The sequence below is a fragment of the Nocardioides eburneiflavus genome (assembly GCF_004785795.1).
Classification (GTDB): Bacteria; Actinomycetota; Actinomycetes; order Propionibacteriales; family Nocardioidaceae; genus Nocardioides; species Nocardioides eburneiflavus.
The window spans coordinates 1,668,217-1,690,882 of the sequence record NZ_SRRO01000001.1 but is presented as its reverse complement, the minus strand read 5'-3'; the positions used below and the strand labels follow the sequence as shown (position 1 = coordinate 1,690,882).

Annotated in this window: 21 protein-coding genes; 13 read left to right on the top strand and 8 right to left on the bottom strand. The window is 72.9% G+C overall.

What is annotated here, in order from left to right; translation table 11 throughout:
• Window positions 1-279 precede the first annotated feature (279 nt).
• Window positions 280-1,290 carry a zinc-dependent alcohol dehydrogenase gene (locus EXE59_RS07930; protein ID WP_135838418.1) on the top strand — a complete coding sequence of 337 codons (1,011 nt, stop codon included), beginning with the start codon at window positions 280-282 and terminating at the stop codon, window positions 1,288-1,290.
• Between the two features lie 21 nt (window positions 1,291-1,311).
• On the opposite strand, the gene EXE59_RS07925 is transcribed toward EXE59_RS07930, so the two are convergent.
• Together EXE59_RS07925 and EXE59_RS07920 are read right to left on the bottom strand one after the other, a co-directional pair.
• The gene (locus EXE59_RS07925; protein ID WP_135838417.1) at window positions 1,312-2,961 is read right to left on the bottom strand and encodes a nuclease-related domain-containing DEAD/DEAH box helicase; all 1,650 of its coding nucleotides are present in this window, start codon (window positions 2,959-2,961) and stop codon (window positions 1,312-1,314) included.
• 46 nt (window positions 2,962-3,007) lie between these two features.
• The gene (locus EXE59_RS07920; protein ID WP_135838416.1) at window positions 3,008-4,222 is read right to left on the bottom strand and encodes a T3SS (YopN, CesT) and YbjN peptide-binding chaperone 1; all 1,215 of its coding nucleotides are present in this window, start codon (window positions 4,220-4,222) and stop codon (window positions 3,008-3,010) included.
• Window positions 4,223-4,391: 169 nt separating this feature from the next.
• On the opposite strand from EXE59_RS07920, the gene EXE59_RS07915 reads away from it, so the two are divergent.
• Window positions 4,392-4,985: a hypothetical protein gene (locus EXE59_RS07915; protein ID WP_135838415.1), complete on the top strand. Its 594-nt coding sequence runs from the start codon at window positions 4,392-4,394 to the stop codon at window positions 4,983-4,985.
• Between the two features lie 80 nt (window positions 4,986-5,065).
• On the opposite strand, the gene EXE59_RS07910 is transcribed toward EXE59_RS07915, so the two are convergent.
• Window positions 5,066-5,254: a DUF1918 domain-containing protein gene (locus EXE59_RS07910; protein WP_135838414.1), complete on the bottom strand. Its 189-nt coding sequence runs from the start codon at window positions 5,252-5,254 to the stop codon at window positions 5,066-5,068.
• Window positions 5,255-5,346: 92 nt separating this feature from the next.
• Here EXE59_RS07910 and EXE59_RS07905 point away from each other — a divergent pair, with 92 nt between their 5' ends.
• The 9 genes from EXE59_RS07905 (at window position 5,347) to EXE59_RS07865 (ending at window position 14,979) form a co-directional block, all read left to right on the top strand.
• A complete protein-coding gene (locus tag EXE59_RS07905; protein WP_246056605.1) occupies window positions 5,347-6,180 on the top strand; it encodes an alpha/beta hydrolase in 834 nt (277 codons plus the stop codon).
• 121 nt (window positions 6,181-6,301) lie between these two features.
• On the top strand, window positions 6,302-7,429 hold the full coding sequence (locus tag EXE59_RS07900; protein ID WP_135838413.1) for a flavin-containing monooxygenase: 1,128 nt from the start codon (window positions 6,302-6,304) through the stop codon (window positions 7,427-7,429).
• Between the two features lie 20 nt (window positions 7,430-7,449).
• Complete coding sequence (locus EXE59_RS07895) at window positions 7,450-9,060, top strand: helix-turn-helix transcriptional regulator (protein ID WP_246056604.1); 1,611 nt, start codon at window positions 7,450-7,452, stop codon at window positions 9,058-9,060.
• Between the two features lie 142 nt (window positions 9,061-9,202).
• On the top strand, window positions 9,203-9,502 hold the full coding sequence (locus tag EXE59_RS07890) for a hypothetical protein (RefSeq protein ID WP_135838412.1): 300 nt from the start codon (window positions 9,203-9,205) through the stop codon (window positions 9,500-9,502).
• A gap of 26 nt (window positions 9,503-9,528) precedes the next feature.
• Window positions 9,529-9,948 carry a methyltransferase family protein gene (locus EXE59_RS07885; RefSeq protein WP_168218439.1) on the top strand — a complete coding sequence of 140 codons (420 nt, stop codon included), beginning with the start codon at window positions 9,529-9,531 and terminating at the stop codon, window positions 9,946-9,948.
• 82 nt (window positions 9,949-10,030) lie between these two features.
• Window positions 10,031-11,437, top strand: a complete 1,407-nt coding sequence (locus tag EXE59_RS07880) for an RNase A-like domain-containing protein (RefSeq protein ID WP_135838410.1) — start codon at window positions 10,031-10,033, stop codon at window positions 11,435-11,437.
• Window positions 11,438-11,446: 9 nt separating this feature from the next.
• Entirely contained in the window at window positions 11,447-11,728 is a 282-nt protein-coding gene (locus EXE59_RS07875; RefSeq protein WP_135838409.1) for a contact-dependent growth inhibition system immunity protein, read from the top strand.
• Window positions 11,725-12,078 carry a hypothetical protein gene (locus tag EXE59_RS07870; RefSeq protein WP_135838408.1) on the top strand — a complete coding sequence of 118 codons (354 nt, stop codon included), beginning with the start codon at window positions 11,725-11,727 and terminating at the stop codon, window positions 12,076-12,078. Before EXE59_RS07875 ends, EXE59_RS07870 begins: the two co-directional genes overlap by 4 nt.
• A gap of 96 nt (window positions 12,079-12,174) precedes the next feature.
• Window positions 12,175-14,979, top strand: coding sequence for a DEAD/DEAH box helicase (locus EXE59_RS07865; protein ID WP_246056602.1), 2,805 nt, complete (start codon window positions 12,175-12,177; stop codon window positions 14,977-14,979).
• Between the two features lie 20 nt (window positions 14,980-14,999).
• On the opposite strand, the gene EXE59_RS07860 is transcribed toward EXE59_RS07865, so the two are convergent.
• From EXE59_RS07860 to EXE59_RS23705, 4 genes are all read right to left on the bottom strand, one after another.
• Window positions 15,000-15,515 carry a hypothetical protein gene (locus tag EXE59_RS07860; protein WP_135838407.1) on the bottom strand — a complete coding sequence of 172 codons (516 nt, stop codon included), beginning with the start codon at window positions 15,513-15,515 and terminating at the stop codon, window positions 15,000-15,002.
• Window positions 15,516-15,832: 317 nt separating this feature from the next.
• Entirely contained in the window at window positions 15,833-17,200 is a 1,368-nt protein-coding gene (locus EXE59_RS07855; RefSeq protein WP_135838406.1) for an FAD-binding oxidoreductase, read from the bottom strand.
• A gap of 90 nt (window positions 17,201-17,290) precedes the next feature.
• Entirely contained in the window at window positions 17,291-18,673 is a 1,383-nt protein-coding gene (locus tag EXE59_RS07850) for an FAD-binding oxidoreductase (protein ID WP_210428929.1), read from the bottom strand.
• A gap of 9 nt (window positions 18,674-18,682) precedes the next feature.
• Window positions 18,683-20,560 carry an ATP-binding protein gene (locus EXE59_RS23705; RefSeq protein ID WP_210428928.1) on the bottom strand — a complete coding sequence of 626 codons (1,878 nt, stop codon included), beginning with the start codon at window positions 20,558-20,560 and terminating at the stop codon, window positions 18,683-18,685.
• A gap of 272 nt (window positions 20,561-20,832) precedes the next feature.
• Between EXE59_RS23705 and EXE59_RS07840 the strand changes: the two genes are divergently transcribed.
• Window positions 20,833-21,201: a hypothetical protein gene (locus EXE59_RS07840; RefSeq protein WP_135838405.1), complete on the top strand. Its 369-nt coding sequence runs from the start codon at window positions 20,833-20,835 to the stop codon at window positions 21,199-21,201.
• Between the two features lie 16 nt (window positions 21,202-21,217).
• On the opposite strand, the gene EXE59_RS07835 is transcribed toward EXE59_RS07840, so the two are convergent.
• Entirely contained in the window at window positions 21,218-22,066 is an 849-nt protein-coding gene (locus EXE59_RS07835) for a nuclease-related domain-containing protein (protein ID WP_210428927.1), read from the bottom strand.
• 154 nt (window positions 22,067-22,220) lie between these two features.
• Between EXE59_RS07835 and EXE59_RS07830 the strand changes: the two genes are divergently transcribed.
• Window positions 22,221-22,631: a (deoxy)nucleoside triphosphate pyrophosphohydrolase gene (locus EXE59_RS07830; protein ID WP_135838403.1), complete on the top strand. Its 411-nt coding sequence runs from the start codon at window positions 22,221-22,223 to the stop codon at window positions 22,629-22,631.
• Window positions 22,632-22,666: the final 35 nt, after the last annotated feature.

Genomic DNA, 22,666 nt, shown 5'->3' with positions numbered 1-22,666 from the left:
CGAGACCACTCCCACAGGGGTCCGATTCCGATGGAGGGCGGCGTGGGTGAGTGAGGGAAAGTCTTCACTCACGCTCCCGGAGCAGCTGGTCGTCACGGCACCGCAGGACACCACCGCAGGCAGCTCCGGGGGCCGGTCCTCGACGTCACAGGACCTTCGCCCCGCACCCCGGGGTCCCATCGCCCCTGCCGGTGACCGGGCGACGCGACGACCCTCGAGGTGGAGCGATCGCGCTCCCTCGGCGCAGGTCGCGCCGCGCCCACCACTGAGGAGCACCCCATGAAGGCTGCCGTCGTCCCCACCCTCGGAGCACCGCTGGAGATCCGCGACGTTCCCGTACCCACGCCCGGTCCCGGCCAGGTGCTGGTCCGCATCGAGACCTGCGGGCTGTGCCACACCGACATCCACGCGGCACGCGGCGAGTGGCCGGTCAAGCCCAAGGACCAGCTCGTGCCCGGGCACGAGGGCGTCGGCATCGTCGAGGCCGTCGGCGACGGCGACCTGCCCGTCGCGGTCGGCGACCGCGTCGCCCTGCCGTGGCTCGGCCAGGCGTGCGGCCACTGCCGCTACTGCGTCGACGGCTGGGAGACCTACTGCACCAGTCCGGCCTACATGGGCTACACGATGGACGGCAGCTACGCCGAGCACGCCGTCGCGTGGGCCAGCCACGTCGTACCCGTCCCGGAGGGTGTCGACCCGATGGACGCCTCGCCGCTGACCTGCGCGGGCGTGACGACCTACAAGGCGCTCAAGGTCGCCGACCCCAAGCCCGACGAGACCTGCATGGTCGTGGGCATCGGCGGCCTCGGGCACCTCGGGCTCCAGTACGCCCGCATCTTCGGCACGCGCACCGTCGCCGTCGACGTGCACGACGACAAGCTCCAGCTGGCCAAGGACCTCGGCGCCGACCACGTGATCGACGCGCGCGGTGACCAGGCCGCGCAGCTCGCCGCGATCGGCGGCGTCGACATCGCCCTCGTGACGGTGCCGTCGCCGGCCGCGATGCGCGCCGCGCACGCCGCCCTCAACCCCAACGGCCGACTGGTCCTGGTCGGGCTGCCCGCCGACAACCGCCTCGAGCTGCCGGTCTTCGAGACCGTGCTCAAGGGCATCTCGATCATCGGCTCACTGGTCGGCACCCGCAACGACCTCGCCGCCTGCTTCGACCTGCACGCCCGCGGGCTCACCCGCGTCGTCACCGAGAGCCGGAGGCTCGACGACGTCAACGCGTGCTTCGAGGAGGTACTGGCCGGCGAGGTGCCCGCGCGGCTGGTGTTCGACATGCGGTGAGGCCGAGTGACCAGTCGGCGCTCAGCCGATGCCGAGCCTCCGCGCCACGTCGTCGCCGGCCACCCGGCGTACGGTCGCGGGGTCGCCCACGACGACCAGCTCGTCGGTGGCACGGGACATCCCGACGTAGAGCCGCTCGCGCGCGCGGTCGCGGGAACCGTCCTCGTTGAGGCAGAGCACGACCGCACGGCGCTCGAGGCCCTTGCACCCGAGGACGTGGCCGTAGAAGACGTCGTCGTCCCAGTAGGTGCGCCAGTAGCCGTTCTGGTCGTGGAAGTCGGTGCGCTCGACCTGGATGGGGTGCCGGTGCCCGGTCGTCAGGAGCGCGACGTGCTGCGGGTCCCAGCCGTTGTCGAGCAGGCGGTCGACCTCGTCGTCGGCGACGTCGAGCGGGTCGTCGCCGGCGACGTCGAGGAAGCGTACGGCGGGGCCGTCGCCGCCGCGGGAGTACATCCGGCTCGGCGCCAGCGGACCGAACGACTCGTGGATCTGGCGGGTGTTGCGGAGGTTGTGGTCGAGCACGAGCGGGACGAGCGCGACCGGCGGGCGGCCGAAGCGGGCGAAGATCCGCTGGTTCTCGTCGGAGTAGACGTAGAGCCCGCCCTCCTCCTCGTCGCGCAGCGCACGCAGCACGGGCGTCCACCAGGAGTCGGCGAAGTCCTGCGCCTCGTCGACGATCACCGCGTCGTACTTCTTGCCGTCGGGCAGCGCGGTCGCCAGCTCGGCCATCTCGGCAGGGAGCCGCTCCTCCCAGAAGTCGCTGTCGGTGCGGTCGCCGTCGGGCGCTCCCCACTGCTTGCCGAAGGCGTGGAAGGTGCCGACGAACGCAGGCCGGTGGTTGCGCGGCCACGTCGCGACCTCGCGCCTGAGGTGCTCGGCGAGCCCGATGGAGTAGCAGAGCAGCGCCACCCGCTGCGGCTTGCGGTCCTGCCCGCCGCGGGTGAGCTCCTTGGCCTGCTGGAGCGCGAGGACGGTCTTGCCGCTGCCGGCGCCGCCCCGCACCTCGACGCGGTGGAGGAGCCGGGTGACGCGCAGGATCGTGGCCTGCTCGAGGGTGAGCCGGTCGGCGACGTCGGCGCGCTGGTCGGCCTCCGCGCGGACGTCGTACGTGGTGGGCAGCCGGCCGGTCAGGATCTCGGCGATCTCGTCGACGTCGTCGAGGGTCGCGACCCGCTGCCCGTGCGTCATCCGCTGTGCGGTCTGGCGGATCCGGCCGACCAGGTGGTCCTGGTCGTGCTTGTCGTGCAGGGCCCAGCGCGGCAGGTCGGGCAGCGCGAAGTCAGACCCGAACTCGGAGTAGGGGGTCACGACGGCGTGCGACCACCCGACCCGGGTGCGACTGCCCCACCGCTCGTCGCGCTCGACGTAGCCGCGGAGCGCGTACTTGGCGTCGCGGGCCTGGTCGACGGGGTGGATCGTCGCCTCGTGGCCCCGGCGCATGATCCGCCAGCCGTCGTCCCACCACACGCTGCCGCCCTTGACCTCCACGGTGACGATGCCGATGTCGGGCATGAGGACGACGAGGTCGACCTCGTGGTCCTTGCGCTCGTCGGTGAGCCGGAGGTTGGCGATGAGTACGTCGTCGTCGGCGAGGCTCATCCGCAGCCGCTCCCAGACCGCCTGCTCGGACGTCGTGGTGAAGGTCGGGCTCTCCGGGATCAGGCGCGGCATGGGGCCACCCCATCACCGAGAACGGCCACCCGTCCGCCGAACGCGGTCACCGGGTCGTCCCCGCCTCGTCCTCGTCGAACAGCGCGAGCTGGTCGAGCTGCACCTTGCGCACAGGCGCGTCGACCATCAGCCGCAGCCCCGCCCGCATCCGGGACGTGAGGTCGCGGAGGTAGTCGTGGCGTGCGCGGGCGGCCTTCTCCCGGGTCCGCTGCCCCTGGACGTGGGCCTCGCGGGTCCGCGTACGCGCCTCGCGACGGCGCCTCTCGGTGATGCGGACGGCCTTGAGGAGCAGGCCGGTGTCGTTGCCGAAGATCCGCACCATCGTGGCCGGCCCGACCGACCCGCGCTCCTCCCGCTCGAGCTCGGCCATCACGGCGTACGCCGTCTCGAACCGGCTGCCCGTGCGCTCGCGCGCGGGCTCGGGCGCGGTGCGCACGTGCTCGCCGAGGTCGCGCGCCCAGCCGTCGACCTGCGAGAGCAGCCGCATGATCTCGCCGCGCACGGCGGACGGCACCGCCACGCCGAGACCGAGCTCGCGGGTGACGCTGATCCGCTGGTCGGCGAGGAAGAAGGTGAGGCCGAGCTCGCTGCGGTTGAGCCGGTTGACCTCCGCCAGCGCGGCCTGCTCGTCCGCCACGTCATCGACGAGGAGGCACGAGAGCAGCACGCGCGGGGCCTCCTTGTGCACCAGGACCCAGACGAGTCGGTCCTCGGTGGGCAGCGGGAGGTCGCCGTCGTCGTCCCACTGCGGCGCCTCGTCGTAGGCGTCGGCCACCGCCAGGTCGACGAGGGCGCGCACCTCCTCGACCGACGACGGCTGGACCGCCGCCTCCAGGTCCGGCTCGTCCCCTCGCGGCGGCTCGGGCGGCAGCGGGCGTACGGCCCCGTCGCGCTCGAGGCCGCCGGCGTCGAGGAGGACGGGGTGCAGCACGCCGTAGGCCCCGCGCAGCGCGTCGACCACCATCACGGCCGCGCGGTCGACCTCGCGCGCCTCGAGCTCCTCCGAGAGCTCCGTCCCGCCGTCGCGCATCGCCTCCACGAGGAGGACGCCGTCCGCGACGACGACCTGGCACCACGCCGCTGCCGGGTCGTCGGGGTCGGTGTCCACGATGACGTGGCCCCCACCCTCGAGCTCGGCGAGCCGGTCCGCCAGCCGCTGGCGGAACTCCCGCCACGCCGTCTCCACCGCGTCGTCCCACCGACGCTCCAGCCCGTCACCCATGCCGTCGACCCCTGACCGGATCGCCCCCGCGATCCCCACGACGACGACTCTAGGGACGACCACCGACAGTCGCGCGCGGCCGCGGGTCGGAGCGGTCTAGACGCCTCGGCCGCCTCTGTCCGCGATCCCCGGACGGGCGTAGATTCGAGGACTGCCCTCCCACCCCCCGACCCCCGAGAGGTGGGTGACCACACCGAGGAGGGGCAGCGTGTTCATCCAGATCATCCAAGGCAAGTGCACGCGCCAGCAGGAGCTCCACGAGCACCTGGACACGTGGCGCAACGAGCTCGGCTCCGGAGCACCGGGCTGGCTCGGAGGGACCTACGGGTTCACCGACGACGACATGTTCGTGGGTGTCGTCCGATTCGATTCGCGGGAGTCCGCGATGGCCAACTCCGGCCGGCCCGAGCAGGACGCGTGGGCCGCCCGCATGATGGAGCTCTTCGACGGGCCCGTCGAGTTCCACGACTGCGACGACGTCACGCTCCTGATGGACGGCGGGTCCGACAGCGCGGGCTTCGTCCAGGTCATCCGGGGCAGGGTCGACGACGTCGAGCGGCTCAGGTCGATGATGACCACCGACACCGACTCCCTGCACCAGATGCGGCCCGAGATCATCGGCGGCACCCTCGCCATCGAGCCCGACGGCACCTTCACCGAGACGGTCGCGTTCACCAGCGAGGAGGCCGCCCGGCACGGGGAGCAGCTCGAGCCGCCGCCCGAGGTGCGCTCCGACCTCGAGTACGTCATGGCCGACGCGCAGTTCTACGACCTGCATCGTCCCTGGTTCGCCTCCCGCTGAGACCTACCCGTGGATGCACCGGGGCGCTCGGGAGCCCCGGTACGGTCGCGCCGCACCGGGCGTGCTCGTGGTCGGGCGCGTCAGTGCTGACCGGGTACGACGTGCGCGTCGGCGCCGGGGTAGACCAGCCCCTCGTGGCCGTCGCTCCACGTCACGACGTACGGCGGCCCGCCGTCCGCCCCGCGCACCTCGACGATCTCCCCCTGCCTGGGGGCCGCGTCGACCCTGTTGCTCTCGACGACCAGGCGGTCGCCCACCTCTGCCTTCATCCGTCCACCATCCTCCGCCGGTGGCCGTCCGGCAAGGGGCCTTCGGCCTTCGGTCGGGCTGATGCCACGAACCGCCCGTGCCACGATGAAGCGTGGTGCGGTCCCGCAGCAGGAGGCTCGTCGTGGTGCTGGTGGTCGTGGTGGTCCTCGTCGGCATCGGCCTCGCGGCCGTCTGGGGCCTGCAACGGCAGCTGATCTACTTCCCCGACGCGAGCGACGTACCCCCCGCAGGCGACGCGCTCCCGGGCGCCCGAGACGTGACGCTGGAGACGGCGGACGGGCTCGAGCTGGGCGCGTGGTACCTGCCTGCCGACGCCGCGCGCGACACCGGCCTGGCCGTCCTGATGGCACCGGGCAACGGTGGCAACCGCGCAGGGCGGGCCGACCTCGCCCGCGAGCTCGGCGAGCGAGGGTTCGCGGTGCTGGTCATGGACTACCGCCGCTACGGCGGCAACCCCGGCAGCCCCAGCGAGGACGGGCTCGCCGCGGACGCCGACGCGGCCGTACGTGCGCTGGTCGACCTCGGCCATTCCCTCGACCGCACGATCTTCCTCGGCGAGTCGCTCGGGACCGGCGTGGTCGCCGGCCTCCAGCAGCGGCACCGCCCGGCCGGGATCGTGCTGCGGTCACCCTTCACCGAGCTCGCCGACGTCGGCCGCCACCACTACCCGTGGCTGCCCGTGCGCGCGCTGCTCCGCGACCGGTTCCCCGTGCTCGAACCGCTGGCGTCGAGCGACGTACCGGTCACCGTGGTCCACGGCGACCGCGACGACATCGTCCCGACCGAGCTCAGCGAGCGGGTCGCAGACGGCGTGCCGGTGCTCGTCGAACGGGTCGTCCTCGAGGGCGCCGGCCACAACGACGCGGTGATGTTCGGACCGCAGGTGGCCGACGCCGTCGTACGGCTCGCGCGCCGCGTGGGCTGACGTCGACCGGTCCCGGTCGCCAGTCATCCTCGCCCGTGGGTGCATCCACCCACGCCCGCGTCACGCGACATGGGCATCGCGCCCGACGCGAGCGGCGTACGCGTCGCGTGACAGTGAGCGCATGGACACCAACGACACCGACATCGACACCGTGATCATCGGCGCGGGCCAGGCCGGCCTGGCGACCGGCTACTTCCTCCGGCAGCGAGGGATCCCGTTCGTGGTCCTCGACGCGTCCGCGCGGGTCGGCGACCACTGGCGCCGGCAGTGGGACAGCCTGAGGCTCTACTCCCCCGCCCACGTCGACGGGCTGCCCGGCCTGCCGTTCCCCGCCGAACGCTGGACCTTCCCCGGCAAGGACGCCGTGGGCGACTACCTCGAGTCGTACGCCCGTACCTTCGCCCTCCCGGTCCGCCTGGAGACGCGGGTGCAGGCCCTCGACCCCGCTGCCGACGGGGGCGAGGGATACGTCGTCACCACCGACCGCGGCCGCTGGACCTGCCGCAACGTCGTGGTGTGCACCGGCACCTTCGGCCGTACCGGCTCGGTCCCCGGGGTCGCGGCCGAGCTCGACCCCGCCATCCTCCAGCTGCACTCCAGCGAGTACCGCCGTCCCAGCCAGGTCAACGACGGGCCGGTGCTGGTCGTCGGCGCCAGCCACTCCGGCACCGACATCGCCTACGAGCTGGCCGAGACGCACCCGACGATCCTCGCCGGTCGCGACTGCGGCGAGATCCCGCCCAGGCTCGGGTCCCCGGCGTTCCGGATGCTGTTCCCCGTCCTGCTCTTCGCCTGGAAGCACGTGCTGACCCGGCGCAGCCCGATGCGCGCCAAGCTGATGGAGGAGCTCCGCCACCACGGCGGGCCGATGCTGCGGGTGAAGCGTCGGGACCTGCTCGAGCGCGGCGTCGAGAGGGTCACCAGCCGGGTCGAGGAGGTCCGCGACGGCCTGCCCGTCGTCGACGGCACGCCGCGAGAGGTCTCGACCGTGGTGTGGGCGACCGGCTTCCGGCAGGTCTTCGACTGGATCCACCTGCCGGTGATCGGCGACGACGGCTGGCCGCGGGAGATGCGCGGGGTGTCCCCGGACGCTCCCGGCTTGTTCTTCTGCGGGCTGTGCTTCCAGTACGCGTTCAGCTCGATGGTCCTGCCCGGCGTCGGTCGCGACGCGGCGTACGTCGCCGACCGGATCACCGCCCGTTCCCGCAAGCTGGCGAAGGCCACCTCGGGCCTGCCCACGGCCGCCTGAACCGACGTACCCTCGACACCGTGGACACGGCCGCTGACCACTACGCACGCGGCGACTGGCAGGCCGCGTACGACGCGTGGTCCCGCACCGGGCCCGACGCCCTCAGCGCCGCCGAGCTCGAGTGCTTCGCGGCGGCCGTCGGGCTGGTCGGGACGCACGACGAGGTGGTCGCCGTCCGGCAGCGCGCCTTCCGCGCGCACGAGGCGGCGGGCGACCTGCACGCCGCGGCGGGGTGTGCGGTGCGGCTCTCGATGGACCTGGCCGAGCACGGCGAGCACGCCCTCGCCGGCGGCTGGGCCGCCCGGGCGGCCGAGCTGGTCGACGACATCGGTGCGGACTGCGTGGAGCGCGGCTGGCTGGCGTTCCTCCTGATGTTCCGCGCCCTCGGCGAGGGCGACCTCGTGGAGGCCGAACGCCTGGTCCACGAGGCGTACGACACCGGACGCCGCTTCCACGACGCCGACCTGACCGCGATGGGCACGTGCGCACGGGGGCGGCTGTCGATCATGTCCGGGCGCTTCGCCGAGGGACTGGCGCAGCTCGACGACGCCATGGTCCGGGTCGTGGCCGGCGAGCTGTCCCCCGTGATGGCCGGGCACGTCTACTGCACCGCCATCGAGGGCGCCCAGGAGGTCAGCGACGTCGGCCGGGTCGCCGAGTGGACCGCCGCCCTCGAGCGCTGGTGCGACGCACAGCCGGGGCTGCTGGCCTTCACCGGCCAGTGCGCGGTGCACCGCGGCCAGCTGATGCGGCTGCGCGGTGCGTGGGACGACGCGTTGCGGGAGTGGTCGCTGGCCGCCGAGCGCTACGTCGCGCTGGGCTCCACGCCTGCCATCGGCCTCACCGCCCTCGAGACCGGCGACGTGCTGCGGCTGCGCGGCGACCTCGCCGGCGCCGACGCGGCCTACCAGCGCGCCGCCGACCTCGGCGTCGACCCGCAGCCGGGGCTGGCGCTGCTGTGGCAGGCCCAGGGTCGGTCCGCGGCGTCGGTCGCGGCCGTCGACCGGCTGCTGGCCTCGCCGGCCGGACCGGTGGAGCGGTGCCGGACCCTGCCGGGGTCCGTCGAGGTGCTGCTGGCGTCGGGCGAGGTCGAGCGCGCGCGGCCCCTGGCCCTCGAGCTGGAGTCACTGGCGTCTGCGGTCGGGGCGGTCGTCCTCTCCGCGGCCGCCGCCCTGGCCCACGGGGCCGTCGAGCTCGCCGCCGGCGATGCGGCGGGCGCGCTGCCCTACCTCCGCAAGGCGCACCAGCTCTGGACGCAGTCGTCCTCGCCGTACGACGCCGCCGTCACGAGGCTGCTCGTCGGGCGCTGCCTGCTCGCCCTCGGCGACACGTCCTCCGCCCAGCGAGAGCTGGCCGCCGCCCGCGCGGCGTTCCGGCAGGTCGGTGCGGCGCCGATGGCCGACCTCGCCTCGTCCCTGCTGGCACCTGCCTCACTCCCCGGCGGCCTGACCGCCCGGGAGGTCGAGGTGCTCCGCCTGGTCGCCTCGGGGCGCAGCAACCCCCAGGTCGCGGCCGAGCTGGTGCTGAGCGAGAAGACCGTCGCCCGGCACCTGTCCAACATCTTCACCAAGCTCGACGTCGCCTCGCGCACCGCGGCCGCGGCGTACGCCTTCGAGCACGACCTGGTGTGACCTGGGTGGTGTGACCTGGGTGGTGTGACCTGGGTGGTGTGACGTGGGTGGTGTGACGTGGGTGGTCCGTCCCATCGGGCCGGCGTGCGGAATGCGTGTTCCGGCCGATGCCGACCGGCTGGCGCCGTCCTAGCGTCGGCACATGGACACGACGCTGCCGATGCTCGCGGGGACGATCTCCACGATCGTCTTCGTCGGCAGCGTCCTGCCGATGCTCCACAAGGCGTTCCGGACGCGCGACCTGTCGTCCTACAGCTTCTCCAACATCGCCCTGGCCAACCTCGGCAACGCTGTCCACTCGGTCTACGTCTTCGCGCTGCCGCCGGGACCGATCTGGGTGCTGCACACGTTCTACCTCGTCAGCTCCGGCCTGATGCTGTGCCGGTACGTCGGTGGCTGGCAGGCCCGCCGCGAGGCGCGGGTGCCAGCGGGTGCGGCATGACCGCGTGGTCGCGACTCGCTCCGGTCGTGGACAGCATCCCGCTCCCCGGCGACACGATCGGCGGCGTGGCGGTGGGGCTGCTGGCCCAGCGGGTGCGTCCGCTGCGGCTGCCGGCACCGGCGCGTCCGCTCGGCCTCGCGTGCCTGGCCAGCGGCGTCCTCGTGGTCTCGGTCGCATGGCGCGAGCGCGGCCCGGGCTCGCTGGAGGACCCCGCCGCCCTCGTCACGACAGGGGTGCACGGCCGCTCCCGCAACCCGCTGTACGTCGGCTTCACCACGATCCACCTCGGTCTCGCCGGCGCGACGCGCAACGGCTGGATGCTCGCCACCGTCCCGATCAGCGCGGCCCTCGTGCACCGCTGGGTGCTCCGCGAGGAACAGTGGCTGGCGGACCGGTTCGGCGACGAGTACGACGCCTACCGGTCCGGGGTCCGGCGCTACCTGTGACCGACGCCGGCGGCGTCCTCGTTGTCCACAGATCCGGCTGACGGGGTGTCGGCGACGGCGTCGGGTCTCCCAAGGTGGACGCGTGCGGATCAGCGTGGAGTGCGGCGGCTACGCCGAGGCGGCGGTCGTGTGCCGGACCGCCAACCAGATCGCCGCCCTGTCCACCGAGTCGCTGGCCGGCAAGCTGGGCGCGTGCGCCGGCATGGCGGGCGACGACGCCACCAGCCGCGGCTTCGCCGGGGCGTACGACCCTGCCGCACGCGAGGCGGTGGCCGCTCTCACCGACCTGACCCACGCGCTGATCGGGCTCGGGCGGCTCGTCGACGCGAGCGGTCGCGCCCACGAGCGCGCCGAGGCTTCTGCCGTCGGGGCGGCCGGCCTGAGGACCAACGCGTACACCGGCGGCGGTCTCGACGAGGACTCGTTCGTCCGCGTCTCCCCCGAGCCACCACCGTCCAGCCTGGGTGGCTCGGTCGAGCCCGGGCTGGGCGACATCTACGAGTGGATCCTCGACCAGGTCGAGGGGTTCGTGTGGCCCGGAGCCGACGTCGGCCTCATCCGCGACGCGGCCGCGAGCTGGCGGCGTACGAGCGGCTCGGTCGCCGACCTCACCGCTCACCTCGACGTCGTCGCCGGCCTGCTGGATCGCCAGCTCTCACCGGAGATCCCGCTCGCCCTTGCCGCGATCGCCGAGCTGCGGACACTCGTCGAGGATACCGCCGACCAGCTCCTCGCCCTCGCCGACGCGTGCGACGACTACGCGACCGCCGTCGAGGACACCCGCGACCGCACCCGCGCCCTGCTCACCGAGATCGGGCAGCTGGTCGTCGAGGAGGTCGCCCTCACCGCGATCGTCGCGGGCATCACCGGTGGCTTCGGCGGCGGGGTCAAGGCGGCCGCGGCCCTCGCCCGCATCCGCGCGCAGGCGCCGCGCTTCCATGCCCTCCTCGTCTCGCTGCGGGCCGTCGCTGGGGCGGCCGCGTCGCGGATGCGTGCGGCGGAGGACCGGCTCGCGCGGGCTCGCGAGGGCTTCGACCGGTTCCTCGGGCTGCCGGTGAGGGATGAGCGTGGGGAAGCGGTCCCGCCGCTGGGTTGGGGTAGGTCCTCGCTGGACGACGTCTCTCAAAGGGGATGGCTGCGAGCGCACGAGGTGCCTCCTGGTCACACGCTGGCGCAGCACGTCGGGAAGACGGTTGATGAGATGCAGGCGCGCATCGTGAGCGAGAGCAAGAAGCGGGTCTCGACCTTCGCTGACGAGGCAAGCGCTGAACGACTGATCGCCGAGGCCATCACCAGGAAACATGAGGCGCTGAGCGATTGGGCGACGAGCGGAAGCAAGGATGCCTTCGTCATCGACCTCGACCTCGGCAAACCGACCGGCCGCAGTCTGTCTCACACTGGCGACCTGACAACCTGCACGGGCATCAAGGCAGTCCTCATCCCGCATGGCAAAGACGGCTGGCAACTTCTGACTGCGTATCCCCGATAGGAAGATGGCATGGAGAACCTCGAACACCTGATCAGTGCGTACTTCCACCAGGACTGGAACCACGTGTACGCCACGCGGAAGGACGCCGTCGCCGACTTCGTTCGTCGTTCCCCCGAGCGAGCCGCGATGGTCCCGCAAGAAGTCGATGAGCTGCTGAGCTCGACGGATGACGACGAGGAGCTCGCGGCGCGCCTGAGCGCGATGGGTTTCGACGACGCGCCTTCAGACGGCGAACGTGCCTTCCTCATCGAGGTCCAAGCCCACCTTCGACGGGAGGGCCAGGCTGAATGAGCGACGACAGATCGATGACGGACCGCCCACTCGTGGACCGACTGCTCGACGAGGTGCAGGAGGAGTACGACTTCGACGGCGTGCTTCCCCTCTACATGTTTGCGTGGTCGCTCGCCGGCCTCGGCCCGGACCGGTCCGATCCGGAGTTCACCAGCACGTGCCGGCAGGCGTACGACACCTTCGTCCAGCACCACCCCGACCTCCGACTCGTGTGGGTGCCGTGGCCCATCGACCTGGCGCAGGCCCGGCCGGCGGCGCCCGACACGCCGATCGACCTCGACCTCGACCCCGACGCACCCGTCGACACCCCGCTGCTGGCCCTGATGGCGCCGGGAGACCTTCCTGTCTGAGGCCCGACCCTCCGGGCGCGTGGCACCATGCACCGACACACCTGCGGCTCGTGGTGGCTCGCCAGGTGACTCCCCCGAGCCAGGAGGCGGTCAGCGGTGCCCGACCCGGACGCGCCTGCTGTGCCGCCGCTGCGCATCCACCAGCGTGAGGCCCTCGAGGCACTCGCGGGCGCGTGGCACGACGCAGACCACCCGCGGGCCTGGGTCGTCCTGCCGCCCGGGGCGGGCAAGACCCGCGTCGGTCTCGAGGCCGTCGCCGGCGAGCTCCGGGCCCACCCCGACACGCGCGCCGTCGTACTGGCCCCCAACACCGCCATCCAGTCCCAGTGGATCGCCGAGGCACAGGCGATGGGGCTCGATGCGAGCGACGACAAGTCCCTCGCCAGCCCGCTGACCTGCCTGACGTACCAGTCCCTGGCCGTCTTCGACTCCGAAGCCACCGACGTCGACGCGACCACGGTCGTCGACCGGCTCCACCCCAACGGTGTCGCCCTCTTCGACCGGATCCGAGCAGAGCCGCGCCTGGTGCTGGTCCTCGACGAGTGCCACCACCTGCTCGAGGTGTGGGGGCGGCTGCTCGCCGAGCTGCTCGAGGCCGTGGACCGCGCCCACGTCCTGGCGCTCACCGCGACACCGCCCGAGAGCCTCGCCGGCGAGCAGCGCGCCCTCGTCGACCAGCTCTTCGGCAGCATCCTCTACCGGGTCTCGGTCCCTGCGGTGGTGAAGGAGGGGCACCTCGCGCCGTTCGACGAGCTCGTCTGGCTGACCACCCCCACGCCGACCGAGGAGGACTGGCTCACCAGCGAGGCGGTGCGCTTCACCGAGCTCACCACCCTGCTCACCACCCCGGGCTTCGGGTCGGTCGGGTTCTACGAGTGGCTCACCGCCCGGTTCGTCGAGCCAGTCCCAGCCACGACCACCTGGGCGGCGCTCGCCGAGCGGGAGCCCGACCTCTGCGACGCCGCCCTGCGCATGCACCACGCAGGCCTGCTCGACCTGCCCGTCGGCGCCCGACTCCGCGAGGAGCACCGGCACGACCCGACGGCCGAGGACTGGGTACGGCTCCTCGGCGACTGGCTGCTCCGCCACGTGGCCGAGTCCGACGACCCGAGCGACGCCGAGGTCCTCGCCGTCGTGAAGGCGGCGCTCCCGTCGGTGGGCTACCAGTGGACGCGGCGCGGCGTACGTCGCGGGCGCTCCACCGTCGACCGCGTGCTGGCGCGGTCGTACGCGAAGCCCGGCGCGGCCGCCCAGATCATCGCCGCCGAGCACACCGCGATCGGCGAACGGGTCCGGGCGCTGGTGCTGTGCGACCACGAGCGCGCGTCCGCGACCGTGCCCGTCGCCCTCGACGGGGTCCTCGACGCCGAGGCCGGCTCCGCGATCGCCGCGCTCGAAGCCCTGCTGACGGACCCCGACACCGCCGTCCTCCACCCGATGCTGGTCACCGGCTCCGTCGTCGCCGCGTCCGAAGAGACGCTGCGCGACCTCGTCGCCTTCGTCGCCGACCGCGACCCCGACCTGGCGTCGAAGCTGGTCGTCGAGCCGGGAACCGGCCCCGTCTCGACCTGTACGTCCGGATGGACCTCGCGTACCTGGGTCGGCCACGTCACCGCGTTCTTCGAGGCCGGGCGGACCCAGGTCCTCGTCGGCACCCGCGGCCTCCTCGGCGAGGGGTGGAACGCCCGCGGCGTCTCCACGCTCATCGACCTGACCACCGCCACCACCCTGACGGCCGTCGTCCAGACGCGCGGCCGGGCCCTGCGCACCGACCCGACCTGGCCCGACAAGGTCGCCACCAACTGGACCGTTGTGTGCGTCTCTGAGGCCCACCTCAAGGGCGACAACGACTGGTTCCGGCTGGTGCGCAAGCACCAGGGCTTCCACGGCGTGGACGCCGACGGCGACATCGTCGACGGAGTCGCCCACATCGACGCGTCCTTCTCGCCGTACGCCCCGCCGCCGGTCTCTTCCTTCGACGCGCTCAACGCCCGGATGCTCGTCGCCGCCGCCGACCGCGACGCCATCCGCGACGCGTGGGCGGTCGGCGAGACGTACCAGGACGTCACCCTGGCGTCGCTGCGCGTGCGGCCCGCCACCTGGTCCGCCGTCGAGCGGGTGGACGAGGTCGTCTCGCTCGCTCCCGTCCCACCGTCCTGGCGACTGACGACAGACGGGATGACGACCGAAGAACCGCCGCCGGCCACGAGCTGGAGTACGCCTCTGGCGCTGGCCGCGGGGACGGCGGGCGTCAGCGGCGCATCTCTCGTCACGGGCGAGTGGGCCCTGGTGGCCGGCGCGGTCGGCGCGCTGGCCACTCTCGGCCACGCCGCTGTCACCGGTCGTCGCCACGCCGAAACCCTCACGCAGTGGGTGCGCTCGCAGCTCGCCCTGACGACGGGAGTCCCGCCGCTGGAGGCAGTGGCCGCTGCCGTCGCGGATGGACTCGCGGCGGCCGGGCTGGCCAGCGTGGGCGCGTCCGGCCTAACCGTCGACGTTCACCCCGGCGGGGACTACCGCTTCCGGCTCGTCGGCACCGAGGGTGACGCCGAGGTCTTCGCGGTCGCGTTCGACGAGGCGATCGGACCGGTCGGCGCACCGCGCTACCTCGTGTCCCGCTACACCGACGCCTCGCTCCCGGACGGCCCCATCCGTACGCGTCGCGGCGCGCGCTCGGCACTCCGAGCCACCCGTGCGACGGGCGAGGCGTGGCACCCGGTCCCGAGCGTCCTGGGTCGCAACGCCACCAGCGCCGGCCACTACCTCCGGAGCTGGCAGGCCTGGGTCGGCGAGGGCCGACTGCTCGCGGCTGCGAAGCCGGAGGGCGCAGGCATCGTGGCGGCGGTATCGGGCGAGGACCCGTTCGCCGCGACGACGGTGATGCGGCGCCACTGGTCGTGATGCGCATCCCTGGCGGTGACTCAGTCCCAGAGATCGACCAAGTTCTCAGCGACCCAACGCAGCGCCGATCGTGCTTCCGCGACGCGCTCGGCGTCGTACGGGTCGTAGGCCAGGAGCGCATCACCGGCGCGACGAACCTGCGCGCACCACTCGCCGTGCTCGAGCTCCGGAGGATGGTTCCTGATCTCACCGACCTGGGCGACGAGCATCGACCCCAGGTGCCGGCACAGGTGGATGTCGAGGTTCCAGAGATCGCCGTCGGTCCACCCTCGTTCGCGTCGCTTCCTCAGCGAACGGCGCCGGGCGAGCTGCCTCTCGAGCGCCCACCACGGTGCCTTCGCGAGCCGTCGCAGTCGCGCGGGCGGCCGGCGGCTCTCCGCCTCGATCTCCTCCAACGTCCGGGTGGGGCCGACGTCTTCGAGAGTCCACTCCGAGGGGTCGATCCTCGCGAGGTCGAGGTGGCTCATCGGGTGGTAGACCTTCGCCCGACGTACGGGCGCGGCTTTCGTGCCCCCAGCACCGTCGTACGACTCCACAACGTCCCCCTTGGCTCCGTGCTTGCTGTGGTGGGCGCGGCACCCCATGCACCGCGCCCACCGGCCGATCGCCATATCTCCGCAGACTCGAGCTCGATCGACCTCGCGCCTCGGCCATCTCTGGCTACCGGACGTCAGGGACGACGCTATGGACCGCCACCGACAGCGGGGCAGTAGTCGTCTAGACATGGCGGACATCGCCTCTCCCCCGTCCCAAGCGCTCGGGTCCCTCCGGAGCACCGTGCTGACGAGGAGATCCGCGGGGCGCGCCACGACCCGCGGCCCCCACCAACCAGGAGGGCCGCGGGTCGCGGGGCTCAGGCCAGGACGCCGCCGATCATCAGCACGCCGTCCGGGTCGTACGTCCGCCGGGTGCGCCGCAGGCGGGCGAGCGTCACCTCGTCATAGGCGTCCATGTACTCCTCGGGCGTGAAGGTGAAGTTCGGCAGCCGGTGGCCCCCCACCCAGGGCGCCATCGCGTCGAGGATCGCGCCGGCGTGGTCCTCCACACCCGGGATCTCGGCGATGCCGACGACGAGAAGCGAGTACGCCGCGTCGCGCGAGGCGAACGCACTCGGCTGCTCACCCGGCCGAGCGAACGCACCGCCGAGCTGGCGCACCTCCACCAGGATCTGCGGCGACGCGACCCCCGGGCCGGTCAGCGCGAGCAGCGCGTCGGCCGCCTCGGCCGGGAAGTCGGCCAGCACGTCGGCCGCCTCGAAGGCCGGGGTCGGGTCGAGCGGGTCGGTGTGCACCGAGTCGATCGCCGTGTAGGGCTTGTCGGCCACGTCGTCGAGGATGACGGGCGCGGCCGCCCGCATCGCGGCGAACCACTGCTCGCCCTCCTCGGCAGACCCGGTCCACACGTAGCGCACCGACAGCGTCAGCCGGCCGGCGAGCATCGGCGGCACCCCGTCCATGTCGGGCAGCTGGAACAGCGCGAAGGACGTGGTGCCCTCCTCGGGCAGCTCGGCCGACCACGCGCGCCACGCCTCGATGACGGCGGGGGCGTCCGCGCCGTCGAACCACAGCGAGCCGCCGTAGAACCGCGGCTGCTGCACCAGGTCGAACTCGATCGCCGTGACGATCCCGAGCATCCCCTTGGCGCCGCGCAGGGCGAAGAAGAGGTCCGGGTGCTCGGTCGGCGTGGCCCGCCGGAGCACGCCGTCGCCGGTGACGACCTCGATGGCGCGCACCCGGTCGATGGCGAGGCCGTAGGTGCGGGCCATCGGCCCGAGCCCGCCGCCGGTGGTGTAGCCCACGATGCCCACGTCGGTGATCGAGCCCGAGAGCGGCGCCAGGCCGTACGGCGCGGCGGCCTCCACGACCTTCAGCCACTTCACGCCGGCTCCGGCGCGGGCCCAGCCCTCCTCGGGGTGGATGACGACCTCGTCGAGCTCCTTGGTGGTGACCAGCAGCTCGGTGGTGAGGTCGGCCATGGGGCCGTGGCCGGTGGCCTGCGGGGTGACGCGGATGCCGTGGCGGGCCGCGAACTGCACGGCCTCGACGACGTCCCAGGCGTCGTGCGCCGCGAGGACGGCCGCGGGCCGGACCGGGACGGCGAGGTTCCACGGCGAGACGAGGGCGTCGTACCTCTTGTCGCCGGGCACCGCGACGGTGCCGATCGTGAGTGCGTCCAGCTCCGCGAACGGTACGGCTGCGGCGCTGGTCAGTGCGATGGTCATGCTTTCCTCCGTGTGGTCGTCGTTGACCAGACGAAGGTGCACCCGCGGGCTTGCGGCCGACTTGAAACCGACTTGAGTCTGACCGCTGAATCAGTCGTCCGAGGGCGCTTGCGGCCCCACAAACAGTCCCTGAGGGTCCGCCGCACGACGGATCCGCAACAACCGGTCGTACGACTCCGCCGACCAGCCGCGCCGCGCGGCGGCCTCGTAGGCCATCGAGAGGTACGCCGCGCTGGAGGTCCACGGCGCGAGCGAGTCGAGGATCCGCAGCGCGTCGGCGCGTACGGCGCTCCAGCCGGTGCCCACGTCGAGGCCGACGCCGAGCACGAGGAAGGAGCCGTCGAGGTGGTCCATCGCGCCGGCGCGGGGCGAGGGCCGCGCCAGCGCGCCGCCGAGCTGGCGCAGCTCGACGAACAGCAGGTTGCTGCCCGACCCGGGGCCGGCCGCGTCGACCAGGGCGTCGACCGCGTCCGCCGGCAGGCCGTGGACGAGGACGCTGTTGGCATAGACCGCGGTGGGCTCCTGGGGGTCGAGCTGCAGGTGGGCGATGTCCGGCGCGGACATCTGCGTGAAGGTGTCGATCTCGGGCTTCAACGCGCGCAGTCCGGCGATGGAGCGAGAACCCGCCTCGGCGTCGCCGAGCGCGACCGCGTCGATCACGACCAGGTCCCGACCGCTCAGCTGCGCGGGCAGCCACTCGCTGACGGGCACCCGGAAGATCCGGGCCACGCTCGTCACCGCCTCGGGTGCGTCCGCGGACCACTCGCCCCAGGCGGTGAGCACCCGCCGGGCGTGGGTCCAGTCCCACGCGAGCATCCCGGCGTACGCCGTGCGCACCGGCAGCAGGTCGAACTCGAGGGACGTGACCACCCCGAAGCCGCCGCTTCCGCCGCGGGCCGCCCAGAGCAGGTCGGCGTCGTGGTCCTCGGTGGCCAGGACGGAGGTGCCGTCGGCGAGCACCAGCTCGACGGCGGTGATCGCGCTGCACTGCAGGCCGTGCTGCCGGGCGTACCAGCTCACTCCCCCGCCGAGCGACGAGCCGACCACCCCCACACCCGGGCTCGACATGTGCATCCCGGCCAGGCCGACCTTGCCGGCCCGGGTGACGACGTCGCTCCACAGCACGCCCGCGTCGGCACGCGCCGTACGGCTGGCGGCGTCGACGCTGAGCCCGGTCATCGCGGAGGTGCGCAGGAGCACGGCGTCCCCGAGCCGGCCCGCGAGCGGCGGCGCCCCGTGGCCGGTGCCCTGCGGCGCCACCCGGAGCCCGGCCGCCGCGGCCGCGCGGACGATCCGGGCGACCTCATGCGGGTCGGCCGGGTAGGCGACCGCGGCCGGGTGCTCGTCGACCTGGAGGTTCCACGGCATCCGCGCCTCGTCGTAGAGGGGGTCGCCCGGCAGGTGGACGGCACCACCGGCCAGCCCGCGCAGCGCCTCGGCGTCAGCGGTCGGGAGGGGGGCCGGGTCGGGCACGTCAGCACCTCACTGTCTCTGCGCGCCAGCGTGGTCGGCGCGACTTGAGGATGACTTGAGCCGTCGGTTCAGCCGCTCGACGAGCAGGGCGCGCTCCCCCGCGGGGACGTCGGCGTGGATGGCGTCGCGCACCAGCGGGTTCACGAAGTCGAGCGGGTGGCCGTCGACGAGGATCTCGCTGCGGGCCAGGAGGTCGAGGGCGGCCGCGACGTCCTCCTCCGGGAGCTGCGCGAGGTCGGAGACGCTCAGCAGGTCGGCCGTCGGCCCGAGCATCGCGACCGCGCGCGCGACCGTGGTGGCGCCAGCGGGCATCCGGCGCAGGCGGAGCGTGACGAGAGAGGCGATCGCCCGCGAACCCACCGCCCGGACGGTGTCGACGTGCGCCGCGTCGGGCGGGACGCCCTGGTCGGCGAGGGCGCGCAGCAGCTGGCGCAGGAGCAGCGGGTTGCCCGACGTCATCCGGTGGCAGGTCGTCACGAAGGCGTCGGCGCCGCGACCGAGCCGGTCGGTCACCAGCGCGGCGGTGCCCTCCTCGGTGAGCGGCGCGGGGCGTACGACGGTCACCGTCTCGTCGGCGACCAGCTCGGCGAGGTCGTCGGCGTGGTGCGGCTCGCCGGTGCGCATCGCCAGGACCACCAGCACCGGGAGCCCCTCGAGCCGCCGGACCAGGTAGGCGAGGAACTGCAGCGACGCCTCGTCGCACCGCTGGACGTCGTCGACGCAGAGCACGAACGGCGCCTCCTCGGCGAGCTGCGTCGTCAGCTCGCAGAGCCCGCGGAGCACGGCGAAGCGCTCGTCGTGGGCCAGCGCCTCCTCGGCGCCCGCGCCGAACAGCTGGCGCACCACGCCCCACGCGAAGTCCTGCTCCAGTGCGCTGCTGCGCGCCGACCGCACCCACACGCCGGCGGCGACGGCGAGCTTGCGGACCTCCTCGAGGAGGCGGGTCTTGCCGATGCCGGCGGGGCCCTCGAACAGCAGGCAGCCGGAGGTCCCCTCGACCAGCTCGTCGAGCCTGGTGCGCAGGAGCGCCAGCTCGCGGTCGCGGTCCACCAGCCCGTCGGGGGTGCGGGGACGTGGGACCAGCGTCGCCGGTCGCGTGGTCGGTGCGGGCCGCGGCCCGTCGAGGTCCGGCGACTGGGCCAGCACCTCCGCCTCGAGCGCGCGCAGAGCCGGACCGGGGTCCACGCCCAGCTCCTCGGCGAGCACCTCGCGCGCCCGGCGCAGCGCCGCCAGCGCCGCGGCCTGGCGGTGCGCCCGGTAGAGCGCGAGGGTCAGGAGCCGCCAGCGCTCCTCGCGCAGCGGGTCCTCCTTGACAAGCGCCTCCAGGTCGCCGATGACGAGCGGCGCCTCGCCGAGCTCGAGACGCGTCGCGAGCAGCCGCTCCCGTGCGAGCCCGCGCAGCTCGGTGAGCCGAGCGGCCTCGACCTCCGCCCACGCCTCCCCCGCATAGTCGGCGTACGCCGGACCGCGCCACGTCCGCAGCGCCGTCTCCAGCGTGCAGACCGCGTCCCCCGGCGCCTGGCCCGCGGCCGCCTCGACCGCCGCCTCGAAGGCCCACGCGTCGACGGCGGCGGTCGGAAGCCGCAGCACGTAGCCGGGCCCGGCCCGGGCGATCACGCCCCCGCGCTGCCGGGCGGTCGCGTCGGGCTCGAGCCGACGGCGCAGGTGGCTGACGTACGCCTGCAGCGCCCCGGTCGCGTTGGCCGGCGGGTGGTCGCCCCACACACAGTCGACGAGCCGGTCGGCCGGCACCACCTGGTCACGCTGCATCGCCAGCGCAGCCAGCACGGCGCGCTGACGGCGCCCGCCGAGGTCCACGACCGCGCCGTTGCGCGTGGCCGTGAGCTCGCCGAGCACGTGCAGGTTGAGTTCCGGCTGCTCGTCCACCCCATTCCTCGCGTAGGCCCCCGTCGAGAGTAGGGCTCCTCCAGGGCTGCGCGCTGCCCCGATTTCGGGCACGCGCGCCCACCGGCCGCGCTGGTCGAGGAGGGACCTCCCGCTGGTCGAGGAGGGACGAAGTCCCGTCACGAGACCCGAGGCCGCCGCTGGCCGAGGATCGACCTCTCGCTGGTCGAGTAGCCCGCGAGGAACGAGCGGCGTATCGAGACCCCGCCTCTTCGGGGGTGTCCCACGTCGCGAGGCAGGAGCACCGTGGGGTCATGGCTGTGACGAGCTTCCAGAACCTGCCCCTCGCGGACCGCGACCACGACTGGGACGGCGACGCCGCCGAGAAGCGGGTACGCGAGTGGGCCGGCGCCGAGGACGGTCCCAACGATAAGTACCGCGACGCCCACGTCTGGTACGACGCGGACAAGAAGAGCAACTTCACCGCCTACAAGCTGCTCGTCGCCGACATCATCGACGGCAAGCTGTGCGCGGTCCCCCGCGGCGTGATGGCCGCCGGCAACGTCATGGCCGGCGGTCGCGGCGGCGTCGACCTGCCCTCGAAGGACGTCGAGCGCGTCAAGAACCACCTCGCGAAGTACTACGCGAAGATGGGCGACGAGGCGCCCTGGGAGCGCGACTGAATCGTCCGCGACCGGATCAGCCTGCGCGCGATCGGCTCTGCTGCCCGTCCAGCTGCTTGTTCTCTTGCTTCTGCTGCTTCTGCTCGCGCTGCTTCGCGGGCTGCGAGGGGGTCGGCTCGACGGGATCAGTTGGGGCAATCACCTCGACCATCCGCTCGCCCAACCAGCCGCCTGCCTTCGCGAGACCGCCGCTGGAGACCGCGAACAGGAGGACCAGAGCACCGACGAGGACGGCAACCGGATGCCCGCGCCTCCGCTTCGCGGTCGTACGACTGGGCGTCGACGGTCGAGGCTTGGCCAGGCGGCCCGACGCCGGCGGCGACCCCGTCGGCATGAGCCTGATCGCGTCCACGCTGCGTCGTACGTCCTCCGCGCTGAGCACGGATGGACGGGAGAGCAGCATGGTCGCGACGTTGCTGGTCGAGCACACCATCACGTCTCGCGCCCAACCTGTCAGTGGATCGTCGTGCACGAAGCACAGGACGCCCATGCAGGAGGCCGGCGGAGGCACGATGCTCTGGAGGCCGATGGCGGCTTCGGCAGCGGAGACGACAGCCGGCTCGCGACGCCGGCCGTTCTGCATCAGGACCTGGTCGCGGATCTCTACTCGACCCGACCAGTTCTTGGCGTCGACGACGAACACCCCGCCCGGTCCGACGACGACGTGGTCGATGTTGGCCCTCTTCCGACCCGGCCACGCCAGGTCGTGCAGGACCACCCACCCGTCGGGCAGCGCCTCGAGGGCACGAGCCACAGCGACCTCTCCCTCGGCGCCGCGCTCCCACAGCGCGGCTGAGCGTTGCAGCCGCTCGGCCATTTCACGCTGCCGCTTCGCCACGTCGTACGCGGACTCCCCTGCTTCCATGTCAAACACCCCCGGCGGGAAGGCTAAGCACATCGGAGCGGGTTCACCGGCGATTGCGGGAATCTATGACCCCAGGGCTATATGGGAACTCGCTCGGGTACGTGCTCACGCACCTCTGTCAGCCCGGCGCTCACTAGGCGGCAGTATTGGCGCGGTGAAGCGAACGATCGAGGTGGTCGGCGCGGTGATCGTCCGCGACGGACTCGTCTACTGCGTCCAACGCGGACCTGACGGCAGCCTGCCTGGCATGTGGGAGTTCCCTGGCGGAAAGGTCGAGCCCGGCGAAGACGAGATCACCGCCCTGACTCGCGAGATCCAGGAGGAACTCCTGTGTGAAGTGAAGGTGGGCAACAAGGTCACCACCACCGCACATGACTACGACTTCGGCACCGTTCGCCTCACGACCTACTACTGCGACCTGATCGCGGGCGAGCCATCGCTCACTGAACACGCAGCTGAGTTCTGGCTGCAGCCCGACCGCCTCACCGACCTGGCTTGGGCTCCAGCGGATGTGCCGGCGGTCGAGGACGTCGTTCGGCACTTGACCGGCCTGACGAAAGATTGAAACCGGCGGGTTGGCCTTCACGAACCGCCCGAATC